Consider the following 26,698-nt stretch of genomic DNA (forward strand, 5'->3'; position numbering starts at 1 on the left):
GAATAATTCTGAAAGCAAATGATGAAAAACTTATTCTGTAATTGCTGAAAAAAAACTAATATTAACCCAGACGGAAAACCCAATATAAATAGAGTTTATAGTATTGAATAAATAAAGAAATTAAGCCTACTGATTTTAAAACCTTCAAAGTAAATTTAATGAAAAATATATTCCTGTTTATTGCTTTAACACTCGGTTTCACCTGCTCTTCCCAACATAAAAACAAAGGTATTGTAAAGCTTCGACAGCCATCAGCTGAAACTAAAAGAAGCTCATTCGAAACCTACATCGATAATGAAGATTATTTCATAAAAACCTTTGATGTCAACAAGGATGGAATCTCTGACAAAATTGTAAGTAACAAACCTTATCAAGGAGAAAATTTATTTATCTTTTTGGGGGATAAGCAAGGTAAATATACATTAGCACTGGAAACAAGAAACTTCTCTGAGGATGGAGGTAATGTTATCAATGATATCCTTCCAATATCGGGAAATAAAGGGTTCACTATAAAAACATCCTTCCCTGACCGCGGATATTATGAAAAAGAATATCATATTATCCTAAATAATAACACCTGGCTTCTTAAAAATATTATCTATAAAACAATGTCAGATATTTCACAGGATGCAGTAAAATATATTTGCGATGTTCCCCAAAATATTGATATCCAGAAATCCGGATGGACTGATAAAATAATACCCATTCCTGAAGAAAATGTACGAGCAAAAAAATGTAGAGTAGAGAAAAGTCAAAATAAAACAGCCTTTTACATTCAGGATAGTGATGGTTTTACCAACTTAAGAAAGGAGAAAAACTCTTCTTCCCAAATCCTGCAAAAGATCAACACAGGTGAACAAGTTGAAGTTTTAGACCAAAACGGAGATTGGTGGTTAGTGGTTTTTAAAGAAGGTAAAAAGGGATATGTTCATAAAAGCAGGATAAAATCTGAATAATATACCTCTCAGATTTCCCCACAAAAGAACTTGCTAAAATATGAAGCTTACACAAACTATTAATCCCTATACAATTTAGAAAAGAAAATTTCGTCTCATTTAAAAAAATATTTATACCTTTGCTCTGTGATTTTTAACAACGGAACATATTATTATAGAATTTTTACCTCAGCTCTGGGATAGGGATTCTTATGAATATAATTTAAAACCTCGTCCTAGGGACGAGGTTTTTTTATTTTAAAAAATGTAAAAAGATGAAAATAAGTATTATTGGAGTAGGATTAATCGGAGGTTCGATGGCTTTGAAATTAAGAGAGAAAAACCTGGCCAGCTTCATCTACGGAATCGATAACAATACACAGCATATCAGTGACGCACTGGAACTTAAAATCATTGATGCGGGAGTAGATCTTGAACATGGAATTAAAAATTCGGATCTGATTATTCTTGCTATTCCTGTAGATGCTGCACGAAAACTGTTGCCTTCTGTTCTGGATCTTGTGTCTGACCAGCAGACGGTAATGGATGCAGGTTCCACCAAAGCAGGCATTGTACATGCGGTAAAAAACCATCCGAAACGTTCAAGATTTGTAGCGTTCCACCCGATGTGGGGAACGGAAAACAACGGTCCAAAATCCGCTATTGCTGAAAGTTTCTCGGGAAAAGCTGGTGTCATCTGCAACAAAGAAGAATCGGCCGACGATGCTCTGGCTACCGTTGAAAAAGTAGTCAATGCTCTCGATATGCACATGATTTATATGAATGCAGAAGATCATGATGTTCATACCGCTTATATTTCCCATATCTCCCATATTACATCTTACGCCCTTGCCAATACCGTATTGGAAAAAGAACGTGAAGAAGAAACGATTTTCCAGCTTGCCAGTTCCGGCTTTTCAAGTACTGTTCGTCTTGCCAAGTCGCATCCTGAAATGTGGGTTCCTATCTTTAAACAAAACAAAGAAAATGTGCTGGACGTTTTGAACGAACATATCACTCAGCTCAGAAAATTTAAATCTGCGCTTGAAAAAGAAAACTATGAATACCTTGAAGAGTTGATTTCCAACGCCAACAGAATCAGAGGAATTTTAAGATAAAAATCCTTATACGATACTAAAAGCCCGACGGTTTTTACTTTTATTTTATTAAGAAACCCTTAGTCATAGTGGCTAAGGGTTTTATATTTTGAAATAAAATGATTTCTATTAACATTCCGGAACGTTGACTGCAATGGCCAGTCCGCCTTCCGAAGTTTCTTTAAAACGGTCGCTCATCGACTGAGCGGTTTCCCACATGGTCAGAATCACTTCATCCAATGTTACTTTTGCCTTGGTGGGATCACTTTCCAGTGCAATATTGGCTGCTGTAATGGCTTTCATCGCGCCCATCGTATTCCTTTCAATACATGGAATCTGTACCAGTCCCTTAATTGGATCGCAGGTTAATCCAAGGTGATGTTCCATCGCAATTTCTGCCGCCATTAATACCTGTCCTACACTTCCTCCTAAGATTTCTGTAAGTCCGGCTGCTGCCATTGCAGAAGATACTCCGATTTCCGCCTGACATCCTCCCATTGCTGCAGAAATGGTTGCATTTTTCTTGAATAAGGTCCCGATTTCTCCCGCTACAAGCAAGAATCTTATAATATCCTCCTCACTCGTAAATGGGGTAAATGCCTGAGAGTACATCAATACCGCCGGAATAACTCCACTTGCGCCATTGGTAGGTGCGGTAATAATTCTTCCGAAGCTTGCATTCTCTTCATTCACTGCCAGTGCAAAGCAGGCAATCCATTTGTTGATATTTGTAAAGTTCTCTTCAGCGTCTACCACCTGCTGGAACCATTCGTCTTTGTTTTTATAGATTTTATCTCCGAGCAGCTTTCTGTTGATTCCTGCGGCTCTTCTGGAAACATTCAGTCCGCCAGGAAGAACTCCCTCCTTATTGACACCTTTGTAGATACATTCTTTGATCTGCTGCCAGATATAAAGTGCTTCCTGCCTAGTTTCATCCTGGGTTCTCCAGCTTTCTTCATTCATGAAAATCAAATCTGACATTTTATCAAATCCCAGCTTTTCACAGTATTTTGCAATATCTGAAGCTTTATGACACGGATACAGTGTACGTACACACTGCTTCTGAATAGAGTTTTTTTCCTGGCTGGCAATGAAACCACCTCCTACAGAATAAAAATCCTGCACAAGTTCTGTTCCGTCTTCGAAAACAGCTCTGAAGATCATTCCGTTCGGATGAAAATCAAGGCTCTTTTTCATGTTTAAAATCAAATGATGTCCGTAGATAAACGGAATTACCTTTTCACCACCAAGGTTAATGGTCTGAGTACTCTTGATATAATCTATCTTTTCATCAATTTTTGAAGTATTGATCGTTTTAAAATCCTCTCCATTCAACCCAAGCATTCCCGCAATATCAGTTCCGTGCCCGATTCCCGTTTTTGCGAGTGAGCCAAAGAATTCAAGAAAAACCTCTTTAACTTCTTCTATTGATCTTTCTCTTTTTATAATCCTGATAAATGCTGCTGCTGCGTTCCAGGGTCCCATCGTGTGTGAACTGGACGGACCTATTCCTACTTTAATAATTTCAAAAACCGATATTGATTCCATAAATGATTCGTCATTTTCCTCAGAAACAAAGATACATGATAAATCCTGAAATATACCTTCAAATTTTTAATGATATCAACATATCATCACAATATAAAAGCTATTGCAGGCATTCTTCATGCTGCGAAAGATCAAGCCCTTTATTTTCAGACTCTTCAGAAACTCTTAAGGTGATCATGGAATCTGTAAGTTTATATAAAATTAATGAACCTAAAAAAGTAAAAACAGAAACCAAAACAAGGGCTGCCATATGATGAAGAAAAACATCAATTCCACCATGAAGCAGACTTGCTTTTTCACCATGAGCAAAAATGGCGGTAAGAATCATTCCCATAATCCCTCCTACTCCATGGCAGGCAAAAACATCGAGGGTATCATCTACTTTCTTTAAAACCTTCCAGTTCACCATCAGATTGGACACGATTGCTGTGATAAATCCGATAAAAAGGCTTTCCTGAATGCTTACAAAACCGCACCCTGGAGTTATTGCCACCAATCCTACTACAGCTCCTATACAGGCTCCTAAAGCCGATACACTTCTCCCATTGATTCTGTCAAAAAAGATCCAGGTCATCATCGCTGAAGCAGACGCAATGGTAGTTGTTCCAAAAGCGGTAGCCGCAGATGCAGAAGCACTCAAAGCAGATCCGGCATTAAATCCGAACCATCCGAACCACAGCATTCCTGTTCCCAGAAGCACATACGGAATATTGGACGGCTCATGATGAGGATTCTTCCTGTTTCCTACCACCAAAGCTCCGGCAAGTGCAGCAAAACCAGCACTCATATGCACAACAGTTCCTCCTGCAAAGTCTTTTACCCCGAAATATTTGTTTAAAAGCCCCTCAGGATGCCACACCATATGACAAAGCGGCGTATAAATAAATATACTGAAAAGAACAATGAACAATAAATAAGATATAAAACGAACCCTTTCTGCAAAAGATCCGGTAATAATTGCCGGAGTAATAACAGCAAATTTCATCTGAAACAAGGCAAAAAGAATAAAAGGAATCGTGGGAGCCATCAGTTTATGAGGTAGATTTCCTACCCCGCTAAAAAAGGGATAACTGAGCGGATTTCCAATGATACCGTAATGCTTTCCGGCTATTGTAATCCCGATAGATTCACCGAAAGATAAAGAAAAGCCTACGACTACCCACACCATGGAGATAACGCCTAAGGCAATAAAACTCTGCAGCATGGTAGAAATTACATTTTTCCTTCCGACCATTCCTCCGTAAAAAAAGGAAAGTCCTGGCGTCATGAGCAAAACAAGTCCTGCCGCGGCCAGAATCCAGGCAACATCAGCGCCGACAATTTTATCTTCACTTAAAAATTCCCTTGTATCAGGAATATCGGCGGCCGGATTCCAGAATAAGCCACCAATGGCAACGATTGCGATAACAGAGAATGAAACGATCCATTTTAATCCTACTTTCATAAAATTTATATTTAACCCTATCAAATTTAAATATAAATTCCATAAAAACTACATTTTTAAATCAAACACCCCTAAAAAAATATTCAATCTGGAACTTTTTCAATTTTTTCAGAAAAAATCTCTGACAGTATTTTGGAAACTTCTTTGGATTTAGTGGCCGGAAAAAGATGTGTTCCTCCTTTTACCACATAATTCGGATTGGAATAGCGGATCGGAAAAACAATGTCTTTATCACCTAATATCTGAATGACATTGGGATTCTCTTCAAATTTCCATTCGGAAACTTTTTCTACGGACCATTTGAGGTAATAAGGATCTCTTACTTTAAAATATTGAAGGAGTTTCGGATTTTTAGGATCAAAAAGCTTTCGGATCACAGCATATACGTTGGCTGCTTTATCGTTGAATAAACCTACAGGAAGTATTCTTGGAATTTTTGTAACCTCGCCTGTCCTGATGAATCTGGATTTTTCCTTATCGGATTTTATACTTCCAAGGATCACCACCTTTTCTGCAGGTTTCAATTGATTAATTTCCTGAACAATGATTCCTCCGAAAGAATACCCCAACAGGCAGAATGGTTCTGAATCATCTACTTTCTCTGCCATTCTTTTGACATAGGCATCGAAAGGCTCATTTTTTTCGGGAATAAGCCAGTCTATAAAAATCAATTCACAGTGTTTGGGAAACTCTATTCTTTCAAGGACTTTAAAGTCTGCTCCCAGACCGCTTACGATATAAATTTTCATACCACTAATTTATAAAAAATACAGAAATAAAGGAATGCTCCCTTGATTTAACAGCATTAAAAAAGAGCAATTCTCACGAACTGCTCTTCTGTATCAATAGAATATATTTTACTTTTTCTTTTTCGGAATTCTATTCTCGTTATCCAGCATTTCTGTAGAAACTTTGAACTGAATATCCATTTCGTTTTTAATGAAATAATCTTTCAATGAAGACTGATAGAATACTTTAAAGTCTCTTCTGTTTAGGGAGAACTTCGCAGATTCAATAGATGTTGTGAACTGGGTAACGTAAACATTCGCTGGGAAAGAAATTGTTTTTCTTACTCCTTTAAGGGTAAGGTCACCGTACACTGTAGAATTGTATTCACTGTTTGCCAAAGGAATAATTTTAGTCAAATGGAATTTTGCAATGGGGAATTTTTTTACTTCAAAAAAGTTTGAGCTTTTCAGATCATTAGTAAGCTTGATCTGATCCTCATCAGAAACATCTCCCGCCATCATACTTCTCATATCTATTACAAACTCTCCATCCACCAGGACCGTATGGTCAAAGTTAAATTTTCCACTTTTCAGCTTTACTGTTCCTGAGTGGGAAGTTTCTTCAGTTTTTACCACTTTATACCCCCACCATCTGATCTCTGATGAAGTCACTTTTGACACTTTATCAAATTTCTTCTGGGCAGAAACAAATGACATGCTTGCGCACATCATAGCAAACAATAGTAATCTTTTCATTCTTTTTTATTTACAATTCAACAAAAATAAAAAAAAGTGTAGAACTTCTACACTTTTAATAATCTTTTTTTGATTAATTTATTGAGCAGTTACCTTTACAAGCATATCAATATCATCTTTCACAAAAACGTCCTGCATCGTAGACTTGTAAGCTACATCAAACTTCTGTCTGTCGAAAGAGAATTTGTTGGATACTAAACTTACCACTCCTTTGCTGTAAGAAATCTTCGCAGGGAAAGAGATTGGGCTGGTTTTTCCTTTTACAGTAAGGTTTCCTGTTACAAGAGAATTGTAGATTTTATCATTGTTTTTCTTTACTCCTGTAATTTTGAAAGTTGCTGTTGGGAATTTTTCAACTTCAAAGAAGTCACCATTCTTAAGATGTCCGTTTAATTTCTGCTGGTATTCTCCTGTAAGGTCAGTAGAAGTAATAGAAGTCATATCCAATACGAAGCTTCCGCCTACCAATTGGTTTCCTTTCATTACCATATCTCCGGATTTCACTTTTACAGTACCGTCGTGAGAGCTGGCCTCAGATTTTGCTACTTTGTATCCCCACCAGTGTACATCAGATGCTACTACTTTTTTTGACTGTCCGAAAGCTAAACCTCCGGCTAAAACTGCTAATAAAAATATTTTTTTCATTGAATAGAGTTGTTTACTTATTTAACAATACAAAGGTAGGTATCTTATTCAATAGATTTCATTGATGTATATCAATAAAATTTATAATTTTCATGAATAATATCATCCCATAAAAAAACTCCGAATTTCTTCGGAGCTTTGTTTTATACCTGATAGTAAGCCGTATAAAGTGCTATACCATTTAATGCAGTGTGGTTTTGCTTGACCAGATAGATTGGAATGTTTTTAAGCATTTCCTCCATTTTATCACTGATCTTGAATTTCTCATAGAATTTCCCCTTGTCGATATATTCTGCGATCATCTGTGGAATATCGCCGGCAATCAGTAATCCTCCGGTAGCTTTTAACTTTAATGTTAAGTTATTGGCCTCTCTAGCCAGGAACTCAAGGAAGGTATCCAAAGCGATTCTGCAGATCAGTACATTTTCCTCAACAGCCGCTTTATAAAGTTCTTCTACAAAATTCCCCTGCGCAAGACGTTCTCCTAACCATTCCGGTTCCGGATGTCTTTTCACATCTCTCAGGAATCTGTAAATATTGAATAGTCCTGACTTGGATAATACATTTTCCCAGCTTACAATACCATAGATATTATTTAAGAACTGGTAAAATTCAACTTCTACGTTGGTTCTTGGTGAAAATTCTGAATGCCCTCCCTCTGTTGCGAAAGGTCTCAGGTATTTTCCGTCAAAGAAATATCCGGCTTCTCCTAATCCGTTTCCGGGAGCCAGAACTGCTACATTTCCTTTTTCAAGGTGTCCGCTTGTATAGATCGCTTCAAGATGATTATCTTCAAGAAGAGCCATTCCATAAGCAGAAGCCTCCAGGTCATTCAGCATATCTACTCTTTCAAACCCGAAATCGCGGGTATATTCGGCAATATCTAAATGCCAACCTAGTCTTGCAGGACTGCTTTTCCCGTCCAATACAGGACCTGGCACAGCCATTCCCAGACGTTTTACATTTTCAAGCTGATTATCCTGAATAAACTTCTTTAAAATATCTGAAAAGGAAGCATATTCTTTGGTTGCATATGTATTTTCTACTTTTATCTCAAGACCTCCGTTCCCGGAAACAAAATAGCCTAAGATTGTTATATCTTCACGGAGACTTGCTCCAATGATAGAAACACTATCATTATTACTGTTCTCTACTCCTGGTAAATAAAGTGGAAATTTTGGATTCAGAATCATAACCTCAAATTTTACCAAATATAATAATTGTTTTTGTAAATCCTGCACAGAACAAAAAAACCTTTTCACTTTCGTGAAAAGGTTTTGGTTAATAATTGTTTATATATTAAATCTAACTACTTTCCTAATGGAATATTGTAACCGAATCCTACTCCGATATTCCCCACATTATAGTCCTGACCTGGCAAATCTCCCTTGGTTCCTACAAAAACCTTTTGGTATTGTACGAAGAAATTCCAGTCTCTGTTGTGGTATCCGATCTCCGGTTTAAGGTAGAACCCTCCGCCAGCTCTTTCAACATTGGTGTTTGACGCCACTGCTTTATCCCCCACAAGGAATCCGTATCCTAAGTCAGTTCCGAAATAGAAACCGGTTTGTTTTGGATAAATTCTGATTAAAGCTGCTACAGGAACTACTCCTACATCATTGTTTTTATATCCGTTGTTCTCTTTTCCAAAATAGTGAGTATATCCTGATGCAATACCTAATCCAAACCCTGGGGTAATCAGATTCTGGTACGCTACATCCACTCCTACTGCAGCGGAAAGATTATCTGCGGGAACTGCTAAACCAACATTTGCACCTACCTTGATCATATTGTTCATTTGAGCACTTTGGGCGCTTGCGATACCCGCTGTTAAAATACCAGCCAGTACTATTGCTTGTTTAAACATTTTCATAACTCTAATTTTTAAATTTTACTAAACAAGAGGATGTAAAAATCATGCCAAGCAAAGGTTTCTAATTGATTTTAACATTAATAAAATTTATAAAATAATGAATATCAATACTTTAATTTTAACAAAAATTAAATATTTGTTTAACAAAATTTATCAAAAACTGACCTCGAAAAGTGAATTATAGCAACAAGAAAGCAAACAAGAAGATGGAAGCCGGAAGTAATATATCCTTATATGAAAACTCACGTCTGTTATAATGAAAGTAAAGAGAAATTTCTCCGTCCTGTACACCATAACTTCCAGCTTCATTTCTTCCCGCCTAAAAAACAAAATTAACAATCCTTAACCCGTTATGAGTTTAACCTTTTTCCTGAAATTAGATCAAAAAATAAATTCTCCATGATGGCAGATTCATTAGTAAAAAACAAGCATCTTCTCTGGCGGGCAGGTTTTGGTGTTGGCGTTAATCAAATTGATGATTTGAAAAATAAAAACATTAAAACGTTGATGAATGAATTATTTAAAGAAGAAAGCTTCAGCGAGATCACTTATGATACTCTCGATCCGGTTTCGGCAGCAGATTATATGAACAGTATGGCTCCTGCGGAAAAGAAAAAAGAAATGCAGCGGATCAACAGGGAACAAAATAACGAACTGAACCTGAATTTTCTAAACTCCATCGTTAACAGCAAAGAGCAGATGAGGGAAAAGATGGCGTTTTTCTGGCATGGACATTTTGCTTCAAGAGTGATCAATCCAAAGTTCAACAAACAGCTTTTAAATACAATCAGGAAAAATGCACTCGGCAATTTCAGAGATCTGCTTTTTGAAGTAAGCCAGTCGCCTGCCATGTTGAATTTTCTGAATAATCAACAGAATAAAAAAGACCATCCTAATGAGAATTTTGCCCGTGAAGTGATGGAACTGTTTACCATGGGGAGAGGAAATTACACTGAAAAAGATGTAAGAGAAGGTGCCAGAGCTTTTACAGGATGGAGTTATGATAAAGAAGGGAATTTTAAAGAAAGAAAAAATCTCCATGATGAAGGCAGCAAAACTTTTTTAGGAAAAACAGGCAACTTTGACGGAAATGATGTGCTCAATATTATTCTGGAACAGAAAACTACAGCACAATTTATTACGACAAAGATTTATAAATTCTTCGTCAATGAAAAACCGGACCAGGAGATTGTTAATCAACTCAGCGCCAATTTCTACCATTCAGGATATGACATTAAAAAGCTGATGACTGAGATATTTTCAAGCACCTGGTTTTATGATCAGAAGAATATCGGAAACAGGATAAAATCACCTATAGAACTGATGGCAGGAATCATGCGAATCCTTCCAATGCATATTCAGAACCCTGAAAACCTCATCGTTTATCAGAAATTATTGGGACAAATGCTCCTTTATCCACCCAATGTATCGGGATGGCCGAATGGAAAGGCTTGGATTGACAGTTCTACTCTGATGCTTAGACTTCAGGTTCCACAGATCTGGTCCGGACTTCGTCCTTTGGAATACAGCCCGCGGCAGGATGACGATATCGATATGGGAATGAAATCCCGTGAAACAGCATTAAATAAAAGCTTTAAAAACCCTAATATCACCATCGACTGGGATCGTATTGAAAAGCTTTTCGCCTATAAAAACTGTGAAGATTATCTTCTGCAGAATACCCAAAGCCTCGATATGAACTCTGTAAGTAATTTTTCAGACAAGAGTATAAAAATGACTGTCATCAACCTGATGTCTACTCCGGAATATCAGTTATGTTAGGTAGGAGGTTTTAGGTTGCAGGCAGCAGGTAATAGCTGTCGCAGAATAACTTGGCTCCTCCCTGATTTAGTTTTCACTGCTATAAAAATAAAATGCGGTCCAGCCCTATAATTTACAACCTGCAACCTGTCATCTGCCACCTGCCATCTTAACCCCTAAAAACAAAATTATGCTAATCAAAAGAAGAGAATTCCTCAAAATAAGTTCCCTGGCTACTGCTTCTATGCTGATGCCTAATTTCTTAAAAGCGATGACGCTGGATGAAGCTTTGAATCCCAGTCAGAATATTCTGGTCGTTCTTCAGTTTACGGGTGGAAATGATGGTTTGAATACCATTATTCCGGCCAAAAACGATATTTATTTCAGGGAAAGGAAGACATTGGCTATTCATGACTCTATACCGCTTACAGATGAGGCTGGAATTAATCCGTCACTCTCCTATTTTAAAGAACTTTTTGATAACGGAGAGCTTTCTGTGATGAATAATGTAGGCTATCCCAACCCGGATAAGTCGCATTTCCGAAGCATGGATATCTGGCAGTCGGCAAGCAGAAGTGATCAGTTTCTGGAAACAGGCTGGCTGGGACGTTTTCTGGACGAAGAATGTTATCGCTGTGATCATCCGACGCAGGCACTGGAAGTAGATGATATGCTAAGTCTTGCTTTAAAAGGGGAAAATAATAAAGCATTTGCTTTTAAAGATCCTAAAAGACTTTATCAGACCAGCCAGGAAAAATATTTCAAATCTCTTTATGACCACCATCACGATGATGAAACGGTATCTTACCTTTATCAGACTTTAGGCTCTACCATCAACAATGCCGATTATATTTTTGAAAAAAGCAAAGCTAACAAGACAGAGCTGATCTATCCCAATTCTCAGCTGGGAAAAGATTTCAAGACGGTAGCTTCTTTAATAAAATCTGACATCAACACTCAGGTGTATTACCTTTCCGTGGGAAGTTTCGATACGCACGTCAACCAGAATGACCGGCAGAAAAAGTTATTCAATGATATTAATGAAGCAGTAAAATCATTTGTGGCCGATATGAAAAGTAATGGGCTCTTCAAAAATATCCTGCTAATGACATTCTCAGAGTTTGGTCGTCGTGTGGCACAGAATGCCAGCAACGGAACCGATCACGGAACTGCCAATCAAATGTTCTTTATCAGCGGAAACCTTAAGAAAAAAGGACTGTTAAATACACTTCCTGATCTGCAGAATCTGAATGATGGTGATCTTATTTATAAAGAGGATTTCAGAAAAGTATATGCAACAATTCTGAAAAACTGGCTTAAAGCGGACTCTTCCAAAGTATTGGGATGGAAAGATGGTATTTATGATTTTGTGTAGGGAAACCGGGATTCTACGGAACGACACAATTGGAACGGTGATGTATCCAAACAGCTTGTCATTCCTTAGGAATCCAGCCTTTGCTATAAGGAATACAAAAACAATCCTGTCCAATACACCAACTGAAGACGTAAAAATTCCCATCCTCCGGACGGGTGGCGAAAATTCAAAGAATTTTTGACGGGGTGGTTTTCAGTACTCATTAAAAAGATCCATTACCAACAAAAAAGAGACTGTACCTTGTTATGACAGTCTCTTTTCAATAATTTTAAATGTAAACTACTTTTACGTTTAAGCCGTAATCTGCTTTTTTTCGTTTTCTTTCTCTTCCTGTTTTTTATCTATTTTCTCAGATATTTTTTTTACGATATACTCTATCGCCAGCGGTGCTATGATTGCAATTAATGCTTTAAATATTCTTGATTTCATAATTAATTTGGTATTGTTAAGGTAATACTACAATTTCCAAGCCAAGATAAATTATGAAAATAAATTATCTTCAACAAAGCCCTGTGAATGGTACATTTAAACTAATTTAGTTTTCCTCAGGAACAATCAGATTCTGATAATTTTTACTGCCTGCCCTGAACTTTTCCTCCATTTTCAACCGTAGTTTTTTGGGCTTATGTACAATCAGAGAGTCTCCGAACCCAAGCAAGAGTCTTTCCAGCTCAAAATTGATCTGCACACATATTTTAAACAGCGTGCCGTCACGGTCTTCCTTTAGGATCTCCTGACTTTTATGCAGCGGTTTTGTTTTCACATAGGGAGCATTTCCCGAATCCACCCAAAAGACCACATTCCTGGGATCCATTGATTCTGAAACGGTGACCCCAACAATATCTTTGAAATATTCATCACCATCCAGTTCCTTGTCAATATATACCAGACTATCATCTGTTTCAATACTTTCCATTCTGTCCAGTGCCAGATTATACATTTTCTGTTTGTAAAGACAGATCAGAAACCAGCGGTTGTTGAATTCCTTCAGCAGCTGCGGATGTACTGTAAAAATATTGGATTCCCTTGCCGTAAAGCTTTTGTAAAGGATCTTCAACACTTTTTTATTAGCAATACTTTCATACAGAATATCAATATGTTCCAATCCTTTCAACTGTTCATTTTTATCCAGATGAATAATAGATTTCTGGCTGGTGGCATGAATAGAATCTTCCAGTTTCTGAATAACCCCATTCATTTCTTTGAACATAGAAAAGTCTTTAAATTGTTTTAAAATCTGAACTGCATTGTTCATTGCTTTCAGATCACTTTCATTCACAGAAATATTATGAATGCTGTACTCCGGATCACTGTAACGGTAGTATTTTCTTTCGTAAACTTCAATAGGAGCTTCATACCCGAATTTTTCACTCCGCATATTCTGAAGATCGAGCTGAACGGTCCTCTTACTTACATAAGATTCTTTTCCCTCAAATTCAAACAATGCTTCCGAACATTCATCAATGAGATCTTCCAGCGTGTATTTTCTGTATTTATTTTTAAGACATTTATCTAATGTTTTATACCTGATCAGAGCATTTTTATTGGATGACATACCTTAGTGTTTAATGATTGGGTGTTTTAAATAAAAAATTACTTTTTCTGCTCTTTTCTTATAATTATTTTTCTTTTAAAGCATTGGCATCAAAAGTAATTCCTTCCCAGCCGGTTTTCATAAAGTTCCGGATATTCTGATGATCAGTTCCTTCAGGATTTTTCAGGACATCGTCTCTGTAAAACTCACCAAACAGCCAAAGTGTCTCTTCTTTTGTCAGATCCTTAATGCTTGCAAAACTGAAGACCTTGCAAGAACCGTTGTTCTGTCCGGCCTGATTGGTTGTATCTCCGTTTTGAAAGGCAGTAGGAGTAAATTCATAATGTTCATCAATATGAGCGATCACATCATTAAACTGGATGGTTTCCGGGAAATGTTTTAATTGTTCTAATAATACCATGAGCCTTGTTTTTTTATTTTATACTATGTTTACGAGTCTGCCAATGTGCTTTTTCGTCCTTTTAATAAATTTTTGTAAAAATAATTAAAATTTCTTTATCTACGCAAAACTATTGCGCAATAATGATATTACTTTGCATCATCAAAATGAAACAATATGGAATTTAATGGAAATCATTTAATCGAATTAGGATATAGACCGGCAAAATGGTTTAAAGATGCCATTACCTATATCAACGAGAATAAGTTGGATGAAAATCAGATCGCAGAATATCTGGTACAGTTCAAACAGCCAGATCTTATTCCGCTTCATAAAACAGCTAAAGATTTTATAATCAATATACGTGCAGAACACGAAAGTGAAAATGATAATGTGGACAAAGTAATCAAAACCATGGAAGTTTTGATGAAAACTCCCACTCTGGTTGGCGGAGCTTTAATGCCGGACGCCTGCCCTACAGGTCCTGAAGGCCAGATTCCGGTGGGAGGAGTGGTCGTGGCTCAAAATGCCATTCACCCGGGATTCCATAGCGCCGATATCTGTTGTTCAGTAATGCTGACGGATTTTGGAAAGACAAATCCTAAAGAGGTTTTGGATGCAGCACATTCTGTAACCCACTTCGGATATGGAGGAAGACCAAGAGGTGAACAGATGCCGATGTCTCAGGAACTGATGGATGCTTTCAGAGAAAATGAGTTCTTAAATGATGAAAAACTAATCAGTATCGCCCGTTCTCATATGGGAACCCAGGGAGACGGAAACCATTTCCTTTTCGTTGGAATTTCCAAAAATACTGGAAACACAATGATGGTAACCCATCACGGATCAAGAGCTCCGGGTGCTGCCTTATATGATAAAGGAATGAAGACCGCCAACCGTTTCAGACAGGAAATCTCCCCTGAAACATTAAGAGAAAATGCCTGGATTCCTTATGATACAGATGAAGGTAAATCGTACTGGAAAGCCCTGCAATTAATAAGACAATGGACCAAAGAAAACCATACTTCCCTTCATGATGCCGTGCTGAATAAGCTGGAAATGGAGAAGGAAAACAGATATTGGAACGAACATAACTTCGTTTTCAAAGATGGAGACCTGTTCTACCATGCAAAAGGAGCAACTCCGCTGGATGATAAATTCATGCCTGATATTACAGGACCAAGACTGATTCCGTTGAATATGGCAGAACCGGTATTGATTGTCCAGGGAAAGACCAATGAAAGAAACTTAGGTTTTGCTCCGCACGGCGCAGGAAGAAATTTCAGCAGAAGCCAGCATAAGAGATCGTTGGCCCATAAAACGACCGAGGAGATCTTCAATGAGGAAACAGCAGGATTAGATATCCGTTTCTACTCTAATGAGATTGATATTTCTGAACTTCCAAGCGCTTATAAAAGTGCGAAGAATGTAAGAGCACAGATAGAAGAATACGGACTTTGTGAAGTTCTGGATGAAGTGATGCCTTACGGATGTATTATGGCCGGAGATGTTCAGAAGAATGCACCGTGGAAGAAAAAAAAGAAATTCAGAAAAGCATAATTTTAATAGTATGTTCAAACCTAACGGGTTTTAGAAACCCGTTAGGTTGAATAAAAACAATAAACCAAATTTCACAGCACTAAAAAGTTATTTTAAAAAAAATTCAAGGCAAAGAAAGTTCCTATATTTCCAGATTTACTTTCCGCCTTTTTACAAATTACAAGGCAAACGGAGTTCCTATATTTATTTTTTGGAAAAATACTCCCCGCTTTTTATAAACTATAGGTAAAAGGAGTTCCTATACCCTTCACTTTTAATGAATCTACTCCTCACTTATTTTTTAAACTTAAAACAATGAAAACACTACAATTATTCAATGCTGTACTGGCCAGAAAATCTGACGAAAAACCATTTGTTTCCAATGATGGTTTTATTATTGAACCAGATGCTTTATGGGCAAAAAATGAGATCATCTCTTTTTATGCAAAGGAAAAATTAAATGGAAATGATTTGAATAAGACCTTTCATAAATCCTGGGAGAAAATAAAAAACACTTCCAGAATTGACTTATTTTTTGAACAGATCACTCATTATATTTCAACCTATGGAAGCGATTTTCAAAGTGAAATCTATATTCCCAATGAAATTTTGAATGTTCCTGATATGAAGCTGGTTTTTAAAGTAATCAAAGCCTATTCTGTGGAACAAATGCAGGAAAAATGTCTTGCTCTTTTAAGATCGGGAATTGCTTTAAAAGAAGAAACCATTGATGATTTGCTTTCTATTTTACATACGGAGCTGGAATATGATTTTACAGGAAAAGAAAACATCAGAAATAAAGAAGCGATTATAAAAATTGCTGACTTATATGATATTTACCCTGAAAATCCTGTTGAATTCTTGCGTTATGTCATTTATAAAACGACGAACACCACGCTTTTAATCAAAAATGATGATTTGATTAATTTAATCAAGCAGAGTAATTTCAATCCGACATATCTGTTTGAAAGCTTTGGAATAGAAAAAATGGCGGAAATTTTCAACAGATTCAAACCATTATTTCTGGCTTATAAAAACAGAGCACCCAAAGCGATCAATAAAATATCAAAGTTATCTAAGGTTCATCATAAACCATTGGTTTCAAACCCATTGAATGATGCTACCAATACATTACTGGAAAACAGCGATTGGCACTGGCTGGAAAATGCGACACCGTTTGCATTATTCAAAGCATTGTCAGCATGTTACTCCAGAATGTACGGTCAGGATACATTTGTTTACAGAATCCGAAACGGAAAATCATGGACTAAAAAAGGTAAGGAAACTTACGTGAATCAGTTCAATTATGATTTTATTCTGGACTTTTTGAAACTGAAGTATGAAAACCTATCCGGCAAGAAATTCTATTTCCCTGAGAATATAGAATTTGCATTGCCAACTTCTGAAAAAATGTTTGTTGGAAATATTCCTACCGGAACCTGTTTTTATGCGGATAGGCTGGCTGTAGGTATTTATTGGGAAGATCAGTGGGGTGCCAATGACCTTGATCTTTCCGGATTGAACATCGCAGGAAAAATAGGTTGGAATGCCGCTTATAACCATGGTAACGGACAATTGATGTACTCCGGAGATATGACTTCTGCTCCTAATGGCGCTGTTGAATATCTTTATGCCAATAAAGGCCTTTGTGAGCCAACACTTGTCATGAACAACGTTTTCAGCGGAGATGCCAACTGTGGATATAAAATTGTGATCGGAAAAGGAGATGATATTTCCTACGATTATATGATGAATCCTAATCAACTCTTTGCTGAAGCCAGATGTAATTCTGTTCAGAAGCAAATGGTTCTGGGAATGCTTGTAGCGAAGAACGAAAAGCAATGTTTCGTACTGTTGAATTTCGGAGCCGGACATGCTCATGTTTCAGGAAATAGCCAGATTTCTGCAATGGCAACAAGTGCATTATACCAGCAATGGTATGAAGCGATGTCTTTCAATGAGCTTATCAAAGAGCTTGGCGGTGAGATTACCACAGAAAAAGCGGAAGCTGATTTTGATTTCTCACTGGAAAACCTGGAAAAAGATAGTTTTATCAGAATTTTTAAATAAATTCTATGACGTCATCTGATGATATCGGGTGGCGTTTTTTTGTGGCGGTTTGGTTGGGTAAACGTTGAGAACCACCCCGTCAAAAATTCTTTGAATTTTCGCCACCCCTCCGAGGGAGGGGAATTTTCACGTCTTCAGTTGGGAGAATGGTCGGGATTGTACTATTTCTGTGTATGTTTTTTACAGGAATTCGGCCTACAAACTAATCTTTACCAAACGGACTAAAATCCGTTCCTATTGAATAAAAGCCTTTATGGTAATTATACATTCACCTTTTTCACAGAAAAAACTTCTTCATTCACATGAATGATCACTTTCCTTCCATAATCAATCTGAATAGTAAACATATTCTCCAGTGGAAACTGAAGTACCGCCTGAAGGATCAGACGAATAACTCCGGCATGCGTAACTATAAGTGCTTTTTCCAGATCTTTTCTCTGAATAAATTCATTCCAGAAGCTGAGAACACGGGTTTGCATTTCGAGAAGATTTTCACCACCCAAGGCTTTTACACTGACAAAATCTTTGTACCACGGATTGATTTCTTCTTCTGGAATATCCATCCATTTTTTTAATTCCCAGTTCCCGAAATTCATTTCGCGAAGTCTTTCATCTGTTTGGTATTCAAATTTAAAATAACCAGCCAAAAAACGGCATCGCTCAGAAGGACTTGAAACAATTACATCATAATGACCATCAATATCCAACGATTTAAAATCTTCGATACACTCTTTCCGTAAAGACATTTCAGCAAAACCATAACACAGGTTTTCAGGATTGTCCACAGCAGTATGACGGATCAGATGAATTTCCATACGATGATTGTTCCTAAATAAAATAAAACTTCACAAACCTGCTGTACTGAACCCAGGCAATCACCTGTATACCCTCCGATATGTTTTTTAAAATACCAGCCCATATATATTTTTCCTAAATAAGCCAGAGCAAAAGCAAAAATCAAACGCCAGTCCTGAACCAGGGCAAAAGTGGCTAAAACACTGATGAAGCTTACCAGCAAAGCCATTCCATCCAATGGTTTATTGGCCAGAGGCTTTGACTTACTGACATCGATATCCGTAACATACTGGTGAGTATAGATCATCGTTCCTGCAATAAAACGGCTTACTGTATGCCCTAAAATAACAATGAGTAAAACTCCCACCGGATTACTCATTCCTAAGGTTTGAATACTATAAAATTTTAAAGCAAAAAGCAAAATGATCCCTATCGTTCCATATGCTCCTACCCGGCTGTCTTTCATAATCGTCAGGATTTTTTCCTTTCCATATCCGCCTCCAAAACTGTCGCACATGTCTGTGAAGCCATCTTCATGAAAAGCTCCGGTCAGCAAAACATTGGAAATCATCATTACAACAATCCCGATTTCAAGATTAAAAAGCAGTGTAGAAAGATAAAGAACCAAAGCGTTGATGAGCCCTACAATCAAACCTACCCAGGCAAAATATTTCTGAGATTTATTCATAATCTCGCTGGAGTACGGAATGGTAAACGGAACCGGAATTCTCGTGAAAAACATGAGTGCCGTTGCAAAGTAAATCAGTTCATTTTTTATAGCTTTCATTTAGTTTTTATTTGATACATCTGCATCTTCGAAACTTGACATTTCATTCAGAAAATTAACGGCACTTTGAATAATCGGATAAGCCAATGCACAGCCTGTTCCTTCACCAAGGCGCAGATTCAGATTGAGAATGGCCTGTTCTCTCATTAATCCCAACAGCTGAGGATGGGCATTTTCATTGCTTACATGGCAGAAGATACAGTTATTCAATACTTCAGGATTCTTTTTCCAGACCGTGGCTACAGCAACTGTTGCGATAAAACCATCTACCATGATCAGCATATTGTGGTGATAAGCTTCTTCTATGGCTCCAATCATTTGGGCAATTTCCAATCCCCCAAAGGTCTGGGCTATTTCATCCTCAGACATTTCAGCCGGGTATTTTTCAACAGCTTCTTTTAAAATACTGATCTTATTGTCAAGCTGATGATCATTCAGTCCCGTTCCACGTCCGATACAATGGATAATAGGAATGTCAAAGAGCTTGCTCATCATTAAAGAAGAGGCGGAAGTATTCCCGATTCCCATTTCTCCAAAGCCAATGATATTGCAGCCTTTTTTAGCAATATCATTCACCACTGCTTTTCCATTTTTAAGCGCCTGATGGTATTCTTCAGGAGTCATGGCAGGTTCTTCCAGAATATTACGGCTGGATTTTCTTACTTTTTTATCAATGAGATTCAGCCCTTCCGGGAAATCAAAATTCACTCCTGCATCTACAATTTTAATGTTGATACCATTCTGTCTGCAAAAAACATTAATGGCAGCACCTCCGCCAAGGAAGTTCATCACCATCTGATAGGTGACCTCCTGTGGATAGGCACTGACGCCTGCAGCAGCAATTCCATGATCGGCCGCAAAAACCACCATATGAGGGTTGAGTAATTGTGGTGAAGTAGTTTTCTGAACCATTCCGATTTTGTGGGCAATATGTTCAAGATGTCCTAATGCGCCTAACGGTTTTGTTTTAAAATCAATTTTATGCTGTAATTCTGATGATAACATGGATGTTTATAGTTACGTTAAATGGAAAAGTGCAATATTAGTAAAATTCAATGAGTCTTTTCTTTTGTCTTGACACAAAAGAAACAAAAGGTCAAGACCGTGAAAATTTTAGCCCTCAATATTCACTTACTCACAAACCCGAACCCCGCAACTCTCAAACTCTCCCACACTTAAACCCTAAAACCTATCCCCACGAAACCCGCACTTCGAAACTTAAAACAGCTACGCTAGTACATTGCGCACTTCATCTTTTACTTTGCACCATCAATCAATACCAATGACACCAAAAATACTTGAAAAAATAAAAGAAATAGAAGCAGCACGGGGTGTGGAAGTCCTTCTTGCTGTAGAATCAGGGAGCAGAGCCTGGGGTTTTGCGTCTCCTGACAGTGATTTTGATATACGTTTTATATACCGTCACGACAAAGACTGGTATCTTTCTCCCTGGGATAAGGATGAAACGATAGAATTTATGACAGAAGATGATCTGGATGGTTCCGGTTGGGATCTGCGAAAGACGTTTCATCTGTTGTTAAAGTCAAACGCGGCTTTGCTGAGCTGGTTCTATTCTCCTATCGTTTATAAAGCGGATGAAAAGTTTGTAGAAATCTTTAAACCCTTGGCAGATGCCTGCTTTTCTCCGGTTGCAGTTTCTTACCATTATCTGAGTATGAGCAAGAAATATCTGGAAGCCTGCAGAACTGATGAAGTAAAATTAAAAAGTTATTTTTATTGTTTACGAACCACATTAACAGGAAAATGGATCATAGAAAAAGGAACGGTTCCTCCTGTACTGTTCAATGACCTGCTTGTTTTAACGGATGAAGCCACCAAAAGAAAAATAGAAGATCTTGTCATCTTAAAAGCAACCAAAGGAGAATCTTACTACCATCCGAACGATTGGGAACTGTTTGATTTTCTGGAGAAAACAATCGCTGAGAATGAAGAGAAATCGAAAAGTTTATCTGGAGGAAAAGCGGATAAAGGTGAGATGGAGAGGGTTTTTAGGGAGATATTGGAGAAATGTTAGAGATTACGGGAAGCCGTAGTCTTTTTTTATGATTTATTAATATATTTAAATTTTGAAAAATTATTTAATAAATTAGAAGAAATATCCATGAAACCAAATTAACCTTATAAAATATGAAAAATCATTTATATTTTAAGAATCCACAAGAAGGAGTTACTACTTTCAAACAAAAATCGAGATACGGAGGAAATTCTGAAGAATCTGAAGAAAATAAAGATTTTGAAGTTAATTATGACTATAAAAAATCTGATTTTGCGAGATCGTTAAATTCCTTTAGAACAAATCTCAAAAAAAGAAAAGAAAGAAAATCTATAGAGGTTCCAAATGAAATTAATCTAATTTGGATAAAATTTCATAATGTATTTGATTCGTCTAAATTTGAACAAGAATATTATAGAGACTTTGGGTTAGAAATAGTAACATACTCAAATTGGAATACTGAAGCAATTTTTGCTATTGTTAATGTGAATTTATTTAGAAAATTTATTTCCAAATTAGACTCTTTTGTAAATAATGATAACCAAGGGTTATTTAATCCAAATATTATCTTTATTCAAGAATTTGATTTTCTCTCAACTGAAAGAAGATTTAGTTCAAATAGTATACATGAAAATATTTTTCTTAATTTAACTAATCTTAATAATTTGCTAAATGAGTCTGAAAACATTTTACAAAGTTTACTGTCATATTTAGATCAAAAAAATATAGAATACAATTACTCTGAAAATGGAAATTATATAGAGATATTTAATAATAAGAAAATCATCAAAGAAATTGTTGATAATTTTGACATTATACATATCGTAAATTCCTATGCTTCTGGAATAGTTGAACCCAATCTGTACAATCAACCACAAAAAGGATTTGGCTTTGATGTTATTAGTAGCGAAGAACTTCCAATAATTGGAATTATTGATACTGGAGTCGAAAATACAACCCCATTAGCTCCTATTTTAATCAAGGATGATTCATTTAATATTACTGATACTACACCATTTATAGATGAAATAGATCATGGAACAGCTGTTGCTGCTATTGCTGCTTTAGGTAACAAACTATACCCAGATCATTTAGGTACACATATCGCAGATGCTTTCCTATTAAGTATTAAAGTAATGAACGAAAATCAAGGTTCTCTTTTTAAAGATAATGTTATTGATTTAATTAGAAAAGCAAATAATAAGTATGGAGTTCAGATTTTCACGTTAACATTAGGATATAAAAATTATAAGAAGTATCACGAAAAAGTTTCTGAATATAGTATTGCATTAGATAAATTATCTCATGAATTAAATATTTTAATTTTTATTTCAATTGGCAACAATCGTGATCTTTTGCCCATAGTAGGCCCTATTATAAATTTCCCCGAATTATATAATTTAGAAAATTCAAATCTTTGTTCCCCTGCCGAAAGCATGAATAATATCACTGTCGGAGCTTACAGCGATAATTTTGAAAATAATTCAATTAAGCGAATTTCACATATTGGAACTACACCAGCAATTTACAGTAGAACATTTCACTATAATTGGAATTTAGATATATTTAAAGATAAAAATGGAAAAATCAATCCTTTTAGAATTAATAACTTATTATTTAAACCAGATATTATTTGTCACGGAGGTGATTTTGATACAGTATTAGACCCCTCAACAACAGGAATAAAAATACTATCTGCTCAAAAAGGCATATTTTTTAATAAAGATGCGGGAACTAGTTATTCCGCCCCTTTTGCTGCAAATTTATGTGCAAGAATTATAAATAAGTATCCGGCATTGAAAAACAATATGCAAATTGTAAAATCACTTATAATTAATTCATCGAGCATAACTGAACCTAATGAAAATTTTAATAAGATTTCTAATCATACCATTGGAAATGGCATTCCAAACGAAAATATTACATTAAATTCAAATGATGATTATCTAACTTTAATTTTAGATGATGACATTTATCCAGAAAGTTTAAAATGTTATTCTTTAAAACTTCCTGGCTACTTAATTCACCTCGAACAGACAACCCAAAATATTATAAACATATCTTCAACTTTATGTTTCAGTTTTGAACCTAATTCAAAAAGTGAGTTTACATACTGCCCTATACATATGGCTTTTTTATTAACAGATAATTTAGAATTAGAGGATTATGAATATGATAGAAACGGAAAAATGATCGCCTCAAATGGTATAAATAATAATAAAATTTCAAATATAAAACTGAAAAATAGTTGGTCTCAAGATTACTATTTTAAATCGAAACCGCTTAGTAATGTTCAGAAAACAACTCAAAAACTAACAAAAAAGAATTTAATCAAAAACCTTGATAGCGATGGTAACATCCAAGTAAAATTGGCTATAAACTGTAAACTTCACAAGCTTTTAAACGATATTGATAAAAACAAATTAAAAAACACTCCTGTAAGATATTCATTAGTTATGTCAATTGAAGAATTACCTTATAAAAATAAAACTTCTGGAAAACTTTACAGTGAATTATCTTTGTTAAATAATTTAGAAAGTATTATCAAATCCGAAATAGATAATGAATTAGAAGCCGAAAATTAAATTCCTATAGATTCTTTTTCAATATCAATTAATTTCTGCCATATTAAAGTATCAATTTTGGCAGAAATTATATTTTCTGGATTATTTATCGCAAACAAACTTCTTTTTATAGCTGTAACTAGCGTCTTTTGAATACTATAATAGGAAAGTCCAATAGAATTCTTAACTACTTTATTAGCTTTTGCCTTATTATCAAAAGAGAAATTACCATTTTTGAGAGTTAGCAATACTAATTCTTTTATTTCTTTTTCTGTTGGCAAATTGAATCCAATTGAAAAGTCAAACCTTCTAAGTAATGCTTCATCTAACATTTCTTTTTGATTTGTGGCAGCAATAACAATACTATTCTGCGGAAGATAGTCAAATAGTTGCAAAATAGTATTAACAACTCTTTTCATTTCACCATGGTCTTGAGAATAATCTCTAACCTTTCCCAAAGAGTCAAACTCATCAATAAAAATAATACAATCTTCAGAAGCAGCTTTTCTAAATATTTTAGATAAATTTTTACTTGTTTCTCCTAATTTCGATGAAACAATTGCTCCTAAGTTCACTACAACCATCATCTTATCTAACTCTCCTGCAACAACATATGATGCTAAAGTTTTACCACAGCCAGAAGGACCATGCAGTAATAATTTATTTGCTATGGGTAAGTCAAATTTTCTAAGTAAGTCAGCTTTTTGATGCTCTTCAATAAAATATTGTAAACTATGAATCACAGAATTATCAGCAACTATATTATCAAGTCTATAATTAGAAGTTAATTTTTCTAATATTAATTCTCCAACCTCTTTATCTTCAATTCTATTAAAATAAGATTCAGATCCAACTTTAGTTAATGAATTATTTCTTTGTTGTTTCAGTGAATCTTTTAGAATTGACTGTAACTGTATAGCAAAATTTAACTTTTTGGTATTTTTAGAGTGTTCAATTAAATCATTTAATACAGACAATAACTTTTCCTGGTCATTTTCAAGACCATATTTCGCTATATCTTTTATGTAATCAAACTGACTCATTATACTTGCAAAAGTAATGATTTTTTTATAGCCGATTGACTTTTTAATTAATAAATTCACCTACGTAAAATCATTACGTACTCTTATTATTATTTTGTAGTCAAAAGAATTTAAAATGACCATCCAAGACCTAAAAAACAAAAACCTCCTCCTCTTCGAGGCCATTTCCGGAAGCCGGGCTTTTGGGCTGGCGACGGAGAATTCCGATACAGATATCCGCGGGGTGTATTATCTGCCGAGGGAAGATTTCTTTGGGCTTAATTATATTCCGCAGATTTCCAATGAAACGAATGATATCACGTATTATGAAATCGGGAGGTTTGTAGAACTGCTGCAGAAAAACAATCCTAATATTCTGGAAATTCTGGCAAGTCCGAAAGATTGTATTCAGTACAAACATCCGCTGATGGATCTGCTGAAAACGGAGGATTTCCTATCCAAACTATGCAAAGACACTTTTGCAGGCTATGCTGTTTCGCAGATTAAAAAGGCAAAAGGTCTCAATAAAAAGATTGTCAATCCGATTGATAAAGAAAGAAAATCGATCCTGGATTTCTGTTTTATTTTGGATGGACAAGGTTCTGTCCCATTGAAAAAATGGCTGGATGAATTCCCATCCTCCGGAGGGGTGTCCACAGGACGGGGTGGTCTCTCACAGGAAAAATGCGGATTGATAAACATTGATCATACCAAAGGAATGTTCGCTTTATTTTATGATGAATCGGGGACATTGGGATATAAAGGAGTTATACAGAATGAAGAAGCGAATCAGGTTTCTGTATCCTCTGTTCCTAAAGATGAAAAACCGGTTGCTTATCTGTTTTGCAATCTGGATGCCTATTCTGTGTATTGTAAAGACTACAGGGAATACTGGAAATGGGTGGCTGAGCGTAATGAAGACCGTTATAATGTCAATCAGACCCACGGACAGAATTACGACAGCAAAAACATGATGCACACCATCCGGCTGCTTCAGTCCTGTGAACAGATTTTTAAAACCGGGTCACTGACAATCCGTGTAGATAACCGTGACGAACTGTTAGATATCAAAGCAGGAAACCAGTCGTATGAAAACGTCATGCAAAAGGCAGAAAACCTGATAGAATCCATAGAAAGTCATTATTCTACCACCACTCTACCCGACTCTCCGAACCTAGAGAAAACCACAAAAATATTAATTCAGATCAGAGAAAAACTGTATAATCATGAATGATAAATGATGAGTGATGAATGGTGGGATTGGTGAACTTCATCACTCCCGCTCTCAAACACTCTCACCCCGTACCCCCGCAACCGCAACCCGCAAAACTCTCATCCACACAATCAAACCCCGAAACTCGCACCCCGTACCTCTCCACACACTCACTTACCCGAAAACTCTCCCACTCTCAAACACTCAAACCCGAAAACTCACTTCTTAGACGCCTTCGCCACGGGATTATAATCCAAACATATTTTAATCCAATACTCAAAGTCATCAGGTTTTTGAAAACCTATGGGTTCTACATAGCAATAGCCATTTAACTGTTTCCCTTTCATGATCATTGGGAGAAAGCCTTTCTTTTCCGAAACCTCACCTTCCAGTTCGGGATTGTAGCGGCACATCAGATTATCATGACTGATGTTGATGCACATCTTTCCGTTCACCAGAAAAGACAGTCCGCTGAACATTTTCTTTTCCTCGACCTCTATATTATTTTCCATTGAAAGCCGTTCTCGTACGCGGTCGGCAAGTTCTGTACTATAAGCCATGATTTCAATTTTTTGATTTATCCCTTTTAATAATAATG

Annotated in this window: 24 protein-coding genes; 9 read left to right on the forward strand and 15 right to left on the reverse strand. The window is 36.2% G+C overall.

The annotated features are described in order from the left end of the window. Window positions 1-158 precede the first annotated feature (158 nt). Window positions 159-956 (forward strand): SH3 domain-containing protein, encoded by a 798-nt coding sequence (locus FFS26_RS19300; protein ID WP_137905853.1) that lies wholly within the window; start codon window positions 159-161, stop codon window positions 954-956. Between the two features lie 254 nt (window positions 957-1,210). Beyond that, window positions 1,211-2,053 (forward strand): prephenate dehydrogenase, encoded by an 843-nt coding sequence (locus FFS26_RS19305; RefSeq protein ID WP_137905854.1) that lies wholly within the window; start codon window positions 1,211-1,213, stop codon window positions 2,051-2,053. 108 nt (window positions 2,054-2,161) lie between these two features. On the opposite strand, the gene FFS26_RS19310 is transcribed toward FFS26_RS19305, so the two are convergent. The 7 genes from FFS26_RS19310 to FFS26_RS19340 all read right to left on the reverse strand — a co-directional run bounded on the left by FFS26_RS19310 (window position 2,162) and on the right by FFS26_RS19340 (window position 9,026). Further along, complete coding sequence (locus tag FFS26_RS19310; RefSeq protein ID WP_110009219.1) at window positions 2,162-3,580, reverse strand: L-serine ammonia-lyase; 1,419 nt, start codon at window positions 3,578-3,580, stop codon at window positions 2,162-2,164. 100 nt (window positions 3,581-3,680) lie between these two features. After that, entirely contained in the window at window positions 3,681-5,024 is a 1,344-nt protein-coding gene (locus FFS26_RS19315; protein WP_137905855.1) for an ammonium transporter, read from the reverse strand. An 83-nt stretch (window positions 5,025-5,107) separates the two neighbouring features. Next, window positions 5,108-5,773: an alpha/beta hydrolase gene (locus tag FFS26_RS19320; protein WP_137905856.1), complete on the reverse strand. Its 666-nt coding sequence runs from the start codon at window positions 5,771-5,773 to the stop codon at window positions 5,108-5,110. Between the two features lie 108 nt (window positions 5,774-5,881). Beyond that, window positions 5,882-6,508 carry a YceI family protein gene (locus FFS26_RS19325; RefSeq protein ID WP_137905857.1) on the reverse strand — a complete coding sequence of 209 codons (627 nt, stop codon included), beginning with the start codon at window positions 6,506-6,508 and terminating at the stop codon, window positions 5,882-5,884. Window positions 6,509-6,586: 78 nt separating this feature from the next. Continuing rightward, window positions 6,587-7,153 (reverse strand): YceI family protein, encoded by a 567-nt coding sequence (locus tag FFS26_RS19330; protein WP_137905858.1) that lies wholly within the window; start codon window positions 7,151-7,153, stop codon window positions 6,587-6,589. A gap of 143 nt (window positions 7,154-7,296) precedes the next feature. Further along, the gene (locus tag FFS26_RS19335) at window positions 7,297-8,346 is read right to left on the reverse strand and encodes a glucokinase (RefSeq protein WP_110009214.1); all 1,050 of its coding nucleotides are present in this window, start codon (window positions 8,344-8,346) and stop codon (window positions 7,297-7,299) included. Window positions 8,347-8,462: 116 nt separating this feature from the next. Beyond that, window positions 8,463-9,026, reverse strand: a complete 564-nt coding sequence (locus FFS26_RS19340; RefSeq protein ID WP_062671310.1) for a hypothetical protein — start codon at window positions 9,024-9,026, stop codon at window positions 8,463-8,465. Between the two features lie 399 nt (window positions 9,027-9,425). Here FFS26_RS19340 and FFS26_RS19345 point away from each other — a divergent pair, with 399 nt between their 5' ends. Beyond that, entirely contained in the window at window positions 9,426-10,808 is a 1,383-nt protein-coding gene (locus tag FFS26_RS19345; protein ID WP_137905859.1) for a DUF1800 family protein, read from the forward strand. A 169-nt stretch (window positions 10,809-10,977) separates the two neighbouring features. After that, complete coding sequence (locus FFS26_RS19350) at window positions 10,978-12,162, forward strand: DUF1501 domain-containing protein (RefSeq protein ID WP_110009212.1); 1,185 nt, start codon at window positions 10,978-10,980, stop codon at window positions 12,160-12,162. A gap of 291 nt (window positions 12,163-12,453) precedes the next feature. Here the strand turns inward: FFS26_RS19350 and FFS26_RS22625 are convergent, their stop codons facing one another. From FFS26_RS22625 to FFS26_RS19360, 3 genes are all read right to left on the reverse strand, one after another. Next, on the reverse strand, window positions 12,454-12,591 hold the full coding sequence (locus FFS26_RS22625; RefSeq protein ID WP_167348772.1) for a hypothetical protein: 138 nt from the start codon (window positions 12,589-12,591) through the stop codon (window positions 12,454-12,456). 106 nt (window positions 12,592-12,697) lie between these two features. Further along, a complete protein-coding gene (locus FFS26_RS19355) occupies window positions 12,698-13,717 on the reverse strand; it encodes a helix-turn-helix transcriptional regulator (protein WP_137905860.1) in 1,020 nt (339 codons plus the stop codon). A gap of 64 nt (window positions 13,718-13,781) precedes the next feature. Next, window positions 13,782-14,117, reverse strand: a complete 336-nt coding sequence (locus FFS26_RS19360) for a HopJ type III effector protein (RefSeq protein WP_137905861.1) — start codon at window positions 14,115-14,117, stop codon at window positions 13,782-13,784. 156 nt (window positions 14,118-14,273) lie between these two features. On the opposite strand from FFS26_RS19360, the gene FFS26_RS19365 reads away from it, so the two are divergent. After that, window positions 14,274-15,656: an RtcB family protein gene (locus tag FFS26_RS19365; RefSeq protein WP_137905862.1), complete on the forward strand. Its 1,383-nt coding sequence runs from the start codon at window positions 14,274-14,276 to the stop codon at window positions 15,654-15,656. Between the two features lie 294 nt (window positions 15,657-15,950). Continuing rightward, complete coding sequence (locus tag FFS26_RS19370) at window positions 15,951-17,705, forward strand: hypothetical protein (RefSeq protein ID WP_137905863.1); 1,755 nt, start codon at window positions 15,951-15,953, stop codon at window positions 17,703-17,705. 260 nt (window positions 17,706-17,965) lie between these two features. On the opposite strand, the gene FFS26_RS19375 is transcribed toward FFS26_RS19370, so the two are convergent. Genes FFS26_RS19375 through cobT form a run of 3 tightly spaced genes read right to left on the reverse strand, consistent with a single transcriptional unit; the run spans window position 17,966 to window position 20,292 of the window. Continuing rightward, entirely contained in the window at window positions 17,966-18,520 is a 555-nt protein-coding gene (locus FFS26_RS19375) for a histidine phosphatase family protein (RefSeq protein WP_137905864.1), read from the reverse strand. Continuing rightward, window positions 18,505-19,287 (reverse strand): adenosylcobinamide-GDP ribazoletransferase, encoded by a 783-nt coding sequence (locus FFS26_RS19380; RefSeq protein WP_137905865.1) that lies wholly within the window; start codon window positions 19,285-19,287, stop codon window positions 18,505-18,507. The genes FFS26_RS19375 and FFS26_RS19380 overlap by 16 nt, the downstream gene beginning before the upstream one ends. After that, complete coding sequence (gene cobT / locus FFS26_RS19385) at window positions 19,288-20,292, reverse strand: nicotinate-nucleotide--dimethylbenzimidazole phosphoribosyltransferase (protein WP_137905866.1); 1,005 nt, start codon at window positions 20,290-20,292, stop codon at window positions 19,288-19,290. A 277-nt stretch (window positions 20,293-20,569) separates the two neighbouring features. Between cobT and FFS26_RS19390 the strand changes: the two genes are divergently transcribed. Further along, on the forward strand, window positions 20,570-21,322 hold the full coding sequence (locus tag FFS26_RS19390) for a DNA polymerase beta superfamily protein (RefSeq protein ID WP_137905867.1): 753 nt from the start codon (window positions 20,570-20,572) through the stop codon (window positions 21,320-21,322). A gap of 113 nt (window positions 21,323-21,435) precedes the next feature. Next, entirely contained in the window at window positions 21,436-23,886 is a 2,451-nt protein-coding gene (locus FFS26_RS19395; protein ID WP_137905868.1) for a S8 family peptidase, read from the forward strand. Here the strand turns inward: FFS26_RS19395 and FFS26_RS19400 are convergent. Beyond that, complete coding sequence (locus tag FFS26_RS19400) at window positions 23,883-24,968, reverse strand: AAA family ATPase (protein WP_228449463.1); 1,086 nt, start codon at window positions 24,966-24,968, stop codon at window positions 23,883-23,885. The genes FFS26_RS19395 and FFS26_RS19400 overlap by 4 nt on opposite strands. Before the next feature lie 55 nt (window positions 24,969-25,023). Between FFS26_RS19400 and FFS26_RS19405 the strand changes: the two genes are divergently transcribed. Continuing rightward, complete coding sequence (locus FFS26_RS19405; protein WP_137905869.1) at window positions 25,024-26,121, forward strand: DNA polymerase beta superfamily protein; 1,098 nt, start codon at window positions 25,024-25,026, stop codon at window positions 26,119-26,121. Window positions 26,122-26,318: 197 nt separating this feature from the next. On the opposite strand, the gene FFS26_RS19410 is transcribed toward FFS26_RS19405, so the two are convergent. Continuing rightward, window positions 26,319-26,660 (reverse strand): TfoX/Sxy family protein, encoded by a 342-nt coding sequence (locus FFS26_RS19410; RefSeq protein ID WP_137905870.1) that lies wholly within the window; start codon window positions 26,658-26,660, stop codon window positions 26,319-26,321. Between the last annotated feature and the right edge of the window lie 38 nt (window positions 26,661-26,698).

The sequence above is a fragment of the Chryseobacterium sp. 2VB genome (assembly GCF_005503635.1).
Lineage (GTDB): Bacteria > Bacteroidota > Bacteroidia > Flavobacteriales > Weeksellaceae > Chryseobacterium > Chryseobacterium cupriresistens.